The following is a 6,346-nucleotide window of genomic DNA, read 5'->3' as shown; positions in this document are numbered from 1 at the left end:
GCACCCGGCACCTGCGCCTGACCACCCAGACGACCCTCCGAACCCACCTCACGCGCCACCCGCGTCACCTCGTCGGCAAACGCCGACAGCTGGTCGAGCAGGCCGTTGACGGTGGCGGCCAGCCCGCCGAACTCGCGCTGCGGGCTGTCGCCGGGCACGGTCATGCGCAGCGACAGGTCACCCTCCGCCGCGGCCGCCAGCACCCGACTGAGCTCGGCCGTCGGACGCATCGTGCTCTCGACCAGGCCGTTCACCGAGTCCGCCGCGGACGCCCAGTCACCGCGGGCATCGGGCAGTTCGAGCCGCACGCCGGCCCGCCCCTGCGCGGCCTCCTCCCCCACCCGCGCCAGCTCGCCGGTCAGCGCCTGGTTACGCTCGGCAATCTCGTTGAAGGCGTCGGCGATCCTGGCCGGCACGCCGTCGTCGGCGACCACCAGGCGGCGGCGGAAGTTGCCGTCCCGCAGGTCCTCCAGCGCGACGAGCACCCGGTCGAGCGTGCGCTCCGCCGATGCCCGGTCGGACGGTTGTTGAGTCACGACATCATCCCGTAGCGAGTCCGGTCATGGCTGCCGCGGGAGTCGTCCTAGCGGAGCCGGGCGGCGAAGGCGGCAGCCTGTGTGCGCCGCTGCATGTCGAGCTTCGCCAGCAGCTTGGTCACGTGGCCCTTGACCGTGCTCTCGGCAATGCTGAGCCGCTCGGCGATCTGACGGTTCGTGAGCCCCTCACCGATCAGCTCCAGCACGGTCCGCTCCCGCTCGTTGAGCCGATGCACCGGGTCGGTCTGTTCCTGCCGGCCGTGCAGCCACCGCAGCAGCGCGGTCGTGGTCTGCGGATCCAACAGCGACCCGCCCGCCCCGATCGTACGAATCGAGGCGACGACGTCGGACGCCATCGACTCCTTGAGCGTGAACCCGTCCGCCCCCGCCATGATCGCGTCGAACAGCGCCTCGTGATCGGCGAACGACGTCAGCATCAGACATCGCAGCTCCGGAAGCTTCGCACGCAGGTCGCGGCACAGCTCGATGCCGCTGCCATCCGGCAGTCGGACGTCGAGCACAGCGACGTCGGGATGTGCGACAGGCACCTGGTCCATCGCCTCTCGCACGGACGACGCCTCGCCGACCACCTCCAGGTCGGGCTCGCGCTCGAGCAGCGCCACAACCCCGTACCGGGTGACGGCATGGTCATCGACCACGAAGACGCGAGTGCGCTCGGTCTGCTCCACACTCCCAACCTAGCCCAAAACGCCACGAATCAGCAGCTCATCGCCGGCCCCGTGGTCCGCCCGCCTCGACCTTGGCTGTCGCGTCCTACCCTCCCCGCAGGGCGCGTCAAGCACCGACGATCCGCAGCGCCATCTCGCCGTACTGGTAGACCACCTCGTCCTCGCTCAGCTCGCCGTCCGGGCGGAACCACATCGCGACGCCCATCCCCATGTCGAGGATCGCGTAGGAGGCGAGGCGCACGGATGGCGGCCGGAACCGGCCGGACTCGACCCCCTCGACGATGAGCTGGCGCAGGCCGCGCTCGTAGGCGGCACGGCGGTCGAGGACGTCGTCGCGGTGCGGCTGGTCGAGGCTGCCGATCTCGCGGTTGCCGACGAACGCCTCCGCCGCGTGGCGGGCGTGGTAGCGCACGTGGGCCTCGGCCACGCGGCGCAGCCGGGTCTCCGCGTCACTGGAGCTGGCCAGCGCGACCCGCTGCCCCTCCAGCAACGCGTCCATGGTGTGTCGCATGATGCCGGCTAACAGGTCCTGCTTCGACCGCACGTGCTTGTACACGCTGGGGCCGCGGATGCCGGCCCGCTCGCCGATCTCGTCCATCGTGGTGAGCGAGTAGCCGCGGGCCGCGAAGAGCTCGAGCGCGGCGACCCGGATGAGCTCAGCGCGATCGTTCGGCCGCCCGGCCGACGCTAGGTCGGGACTGTAGGGCCGCATGAGCCCGATCATACGGAAGTTGACACCGGGGGCGCCCGCTGCTTTGCTCACATGGCTAATGAACGTTAGCTAGGAGTGTTGATCATGGCTGTCGACCTCACCCCGGACGCCGCCGCGCAGGCCGTCGCGGACCGCACACGCCGCTTTGTCCGCGATACCGTGCTCGCCGTCGAGCGCGCCCGTCACGGCAACGCTCATTCGCTCCCCGAGCAGGAACGCCTCGATTTGCAGGCGGCCGCCAGGCGAGCCGGGGTCTTCGCCCCGCACATGCCCGTCGCCTGGGGCGGACTGGGCATCGACCGGCGCGGGCAGGCGCTGGTCTTCGAGGAGGCCGGCTATTCGCTGTTCGGCCCGCTCGCCCTCAACATCGCCGCGCCCGACGAGGGCAACATGCATCTGCTCGAACGCGTCGCGACGGACGAACAGCAGGAGCGCTTCCTGCGGCCGCTCGCCTCCGGGGCCGTCCGGTCGTGCTTCGCGATGACCGAGCCGGCCCCGGGCGCCGGCTCCGACCCGGCCGCCCTCGCCACCACCGCGACACGGGTGGCCGGCGGATGGTTGCTCAACGGGCACAAGTGGTTCATCACCGGCGCCGACGGGGCCGCGTTCGCCATCGTCATGGCCCGCACGTCCGGCGCGCCGGGTGATCGCGGCGGAGCGACCATGTTCCTCGTCGACGCCGGCACCCCGGGGATGACGCTGGTGCGCACGATCGGCACGCTCGACGAGGCGATGGCCGGCGGGCACGCCGAGTTGCGGTTCGACGACTGCCTCGTCGGTGACGACGCGGTGCTGGGCGAGGTGGATCAGGGGTTCGTCAACGCACAGGTGCGTCTGGCGCCGGCCCGGCTGACGCACTGCATGCGCTGGCTCGGCCTGGCCCGGCACGCCCAGGACCTCGCGCTCGACCGGGCCGCCGACCGGCACGGGTTCGGCGCGCGGCTCGCCGACCTGGGCATGATCCAGCAGATGCTGGCCGACAACGAGATCGACCTCGAGGCCAGCCGGGCGCTCATCCTCAGGGCGGCGTGGGAGCTCGACGACGGCGGTTCAGGTGCCCAGTCGACCTCGATCGCGAAGACGTTCGTCGCCGAGGCGGTGTGGCGCATCGTCGACCGGGCGCTGCAGGTCTGCGGCTCGCTGGGCGTCTCCGACGACATCATGCTGGGGCGATACCTGCGCGAGGTGCGCCCGTTCCGCATCTACGACGGCCCGAGCGAGACCCACCGCTGGGTGATCAGCCGGCGTGCGGTGAAGCGGCGCGCGGCGGAGCGTGCGTCGTGACCGCCGTGCTCGACCTGCCCCGATTGGGCCGATACCTCGCCGACCGGATCGGCGGATTCGAGCCGGCCGAGCTGACGGCCGAACTGGTCGACGGCGGGCGGTCCAACCTCACGTATGCGCTGCGCGCCGGCGGTCACGCCTGGGCGCTGCGCCGCCCGCCGCTGGGCACGGTCGCCCCGTCCGCGAACGACGTCCACCGCGAGCACCGGATCACCAGCGCCCTGGCCGGCTCCGGGGTGCCGGTGCCGGGCCCGGTGCTGTACTGCGCGGACGACGGCGTGATCGGCGCACCGTTCAGCCTGGCCGAGTGGGTGGACGGCGTGGTCCTGCGCAGCCCCGAACAGCTCGCCGCGATGGCCCCGGCGGCCGTCCGCGGCGCCGCCCGGATGATGATTGACGAGCTGCTGCGGCTGCACACCGTCGACGCGACGGAGTTCGGGATCGGCCGGCCCGAGGGGTATCTCGGCCGGCAGGTGGACCGGTGGCGGCGGCAGTGGGAGGTCGTCGCCACCCGGGACTCGCCCGAGGCGGAGGCGCTGCAACGCCGCCTCGGCGCCGACGTGCCGGCCCAGTCGCCGGGCGGGGTCGTGCACGGCGACTTCCGGCTCGACAACCTCATCTTCACGCACGACCTGTCCGCCGTCGCGGCGCTGCTCGACTGGGAGATGGCCACCACCGGCGACCCGCTCGCGGACCTCGGGCTCCTGCTGGTCTACTGCGACCCGGTCAGCGACCCGGTCCTGCAGCACGGGTGCCCGACCAGCGGCAGCACCGCCTTCCCCACGCGGGACGAGCTCGTGGCGGCCTACGCCGCCGGCAGCAACCGCGACCTCGACCGGCTGGACTTCTACGAGGCGCTCGGCTACTACAAGCTCGCCGTCGTCGCCGAGGGCATCCACAAGCGGTACCTGGAAGGCATGACGGTCGGAACGGGTTTCGAGACGGTGGGCGGCGCCGTGCCCGGCCTGCTGGCGGCCGGGCTGGCCCGGCTCAGGCAATGACGCCGTGTGCCAGGCCCCGCCTTCCAGGTCAGGCGGTCGCGGCGAGGACGGTGTGGCAGTCGCGGAGCAGGGCGAGGTCGAGCGCGACCTGTCTGGAGAACCAGCCGTTGAGCGCGGCGCTGTGCCGGAACCGCCGCTGCGGTTCACCGGCGACGAGGTCGCGCATCGGCCGGGCCGCCGACCCGATCGCGGCGAGGTGGGCCGCGATCTCCGAGCGGCGTCCCGGGCTGGCGGCCCAGAGCCGGGTGAGGGCGGGAAGCGGGGTGTCGGCGTCGCCGGCGACCCGCCACAGGGCCTGCGCCGCGGCGACGTGGATGTGGTCGTCATCGGTGTCGACGAGGGCGCGCAGCGGTGCTTCGAGGGCGGCCCCGGCCGGGCCGAGCCGGCCCGCCGCGTCGGCGGCGACGGTCGTGGCGTCCCACGGGTCGTCGAGGTGACGGGCGAGCACCTCGACCGCCGGCCTCGCTTCGCCCGTGATCTCCCACAGCGCGACGGCCGCGGCGGCCTCGACGATCCGGTCGTCCCGGTCGAGCGTCGCCCGCAGCGCCGGGACGGCCGCCGCCGCGTCCGGGCCGATCCGGCCGAGCGCGGTCGCGGTCATCAGGTCGATCGGGCCGGCGAGCAGGTCGGGCACCGCCTCGGCGGCCGCCGGGCCGAGCGCCGCGGCGGCCACGGCCAGGACCCGGCGGTGTCCGGCAGCGGCGTTGGCGGCCGACTCGGTGCAGCGGCGGCGGATGATGCGCAGGAGGTCCGGCGCCGTTGCGGCGTACCGGGCCGCGAGCGGGCCGGCGCCCGGCGGCGGGACGTCGCGGTCGACGATCGCCCGCACGGCGGGCAGGGCTCGATCGTCGTCGAGCGCGGCCAGCGCCCGCACCGTCGGGCCGACGCTCGGCGCCCCCGCCGGCCAGGTGACGATCCAGGGCGGTGGCCCGTCGCCGTACCGGGATTCCGGCGGGGCCGACATGACGGCGGCGGCCAGCGCGTCGGCCACGGGTGCGGCCAGCGCGTCGAGATGCTCCAGGACGAGCGCGGCCCGGCCGGCCAGCCGCCCGTCCGTGAGCTGGGCGCCGACGAGCGCGACGAGGTCCGCGTAGTCGCCGCGCCAGTACCCCATGAGGCCAAGCGCCGGGCGCAGCGCGGCGGATCGCGCCGCTGGCGCGCCGGCCGACAGCAGGCCCGTGAGCAGCGCGACCCGGTCGCCGATCCGCTCGCCCAGGGACAGGCTGAGGTCTTCGACGAGCGCGTCCCGGCTCTCGGCCGCCGGCCGCGGCCCGCCGCCGCGCGCGGGCGACACCGCATCGACCAGGTCTTCCGGGCGGGATGCGTGCAGGGCCGGCAGCGCCTCGGGCGCCACCGTCCGCAGGTCCGCCCGGAGCAGATCGGCCACGGCCGCGATCAGGTCACCGGCGAGTGCTTCCGGGCCCGTGTCGACGAGGCCGGCGACCGCGCCGAGCCGGCATCGCACGTCCGCGGCGGCCGGGGCGGGCGCGGCGAACCAGCCGGCGAACCACGTGGCGACCGCGGCCGGGTCGACGCCGGAGACCAGACCCGCGGCGGCGCGCCGGCCCAGGCCCGCGATCGCCGCGGCGAGCGCGCCGCGGACGTCGGCGTCCGGCTCGACGGTGAACCGGGCGCGCAGCGCCGCCAGGACCACGCCGGCGTCGCCGCGCCGGCCGAGCAGCGTGGCCGGCACGGCGCGGCGCACGTTCGGGTCGGCGTCGTCGAGCAGCCGCAGGAGCAGCGTCGCGGCGTCGGCGACCGCCTCCCGGGCGGCGACGAAGTCTGGGTCGGGGTCGTCGCGCCGGGTCGCGCCCCCGATGCCGGCCAGCAGCCGCAGCACGCCGGCCCGGTCCGGCAACCGGGGGTCGTCCGCGGCGGCGAGCAGGAACGGGATCGCGGCGACGGTACTGTCGAACACGTCACCGTGGCGGTACACCGTTCCGCGCAGCTCGCTCAGCGCGTCCGCACGCGCCTGCGGCTCCGGCCCGACCAGCCGGCGAAGCATGTCCGGCACATCGTCAGCGGCGCCCCAGGCGTGGCTGAGCGCTCCCCAGCCGACCCCGTCCAGATCGTCCAGCTCCTTGATCACGGCGGCAGTGTGCCAAACCGGCGCAACGCCACGGC

6 protein-coding genes are annotated in these 6,346 nt (G+C 74.4%); 2 read left to right on the top strand and 4 right to left on the bottom strand.

What is annotated here, in order from left to right; translation table 11 throughout:
• From IEZ31_RS57805 to IEZ31_RS50150, 3 genes are all read right to left on the bottom strand, one after another.
• A partial coding sequence (locus IEZ31_RS57805) for a HAMP domain-containing protein (protein WP_229837078.1) occupies positions 1-536 on the bottom strand: 536 nt, incomplete at its 3' end.
• Positions 537-583: 47 nt separating this feature from the next.
• Positions 584-1,225, bottom strand: coding sequence for a response regulator (locus IEZ31_RS50155; protein ID WP_190257237.1), 642 nt, complete (start codon positions 1,223-1,225; stop codon positions 584-586).
• 106 nt (positions 1,226-1,331) lie between these two features.
• Positions 1,332-1,937 carry a TetR/AcrR family transcriptional regulator gene (locus IEZ31_RS50150; RefSeq protein WP_229837077.1) on the bottom strand — a complete coding sequence of 202 codons (606 nt, stop codon included), beginning with the start codon at positions 1,935-1,937 and terminating at the stop codon, positions 1,332-1,334.
• Between the two features lie 84 nt (positions 1,938-2,021).
• On the opposite strand from IEZ31_RS50150, the gene IEZ31_RS50145 reads away from it, so the two are divergent.
• Complete coding sequence (locus IEZ31_RS50145) at positions 2,022-3,221, top strand: acyl-CoA dehydrogenase family protein (protein ID WP_190257236.1); 1,200 nt, start codon at positions 2,022-2,024, stop codon at positions 3,219-3,221.
• Complete coding sequence (locus tag IEZ31_RS50140) at positions 3,218-4,222, top strand: phosphotransferase family protein (RefSeq protein ID WP_229837076.1); 1,005 nt, start codon at positions 3,218-3,220, stop codon at positions 4,220-4,222. Before IEZ31_RS50145 ends, IEZ31_RS50140 begins: the two co-directional genes overlap by 4 nt.
• 28 nt (positions 4,223-4,250) lie before the next feature.
• On the opposite strand, the gene IEZ31_RS50135 is transcribed toward IEZ31_RS50140, so the two are convergent.
• The gene (locus tag IEZ31_RS50135; protein WP_190257235.1) at positions 4,251-6,311 is read right to left on the bottom strand and encodes a hypothetical protein; all 2,061 of its coding nucleotides are present in this window, start codon (positions 6,309-6,311) and stop codon (positions 4,251-4,253) included.
• Between the last annotated feature and the right edge of the window lie 35 nt (positions 6,312-6,346).

It is taken from the genome of Dactylosporangium sucinum (genome assembly GCF_014647515.1).
Classification (GTDB): domain Bacteria; phylum Actinomycetota; class Actinomycetes; order Mycobacteriales; family Micromonosporaceae; genus Dactylosporangium; species Dactylosporangium sucinum.
The sequence above is the reverse complement of the archived record's forward strand: the minus strand, read 5'-3'. Positions and strand labels throughout refer to the sequence as shown.

What these genes read in the sequence shown, in the direction of transcription:
- IEZ31_RS50145 (WP_190257236.1), top strand. Translation starts at nt 2,022, where the DNA reads ATGGCTGTCGACCTCACCCCGGACGCCGCCGCGCAGGCCGTCGCGGAC.
- IEZ31_RS50150 (WP_229837077.1), bottom strand. Translation starts at nt 1,937, where the DNA reads ATGCGGCCCTACAGTCCCGACCTAGCGTCGGCCGGGCGGCCGAACGAT.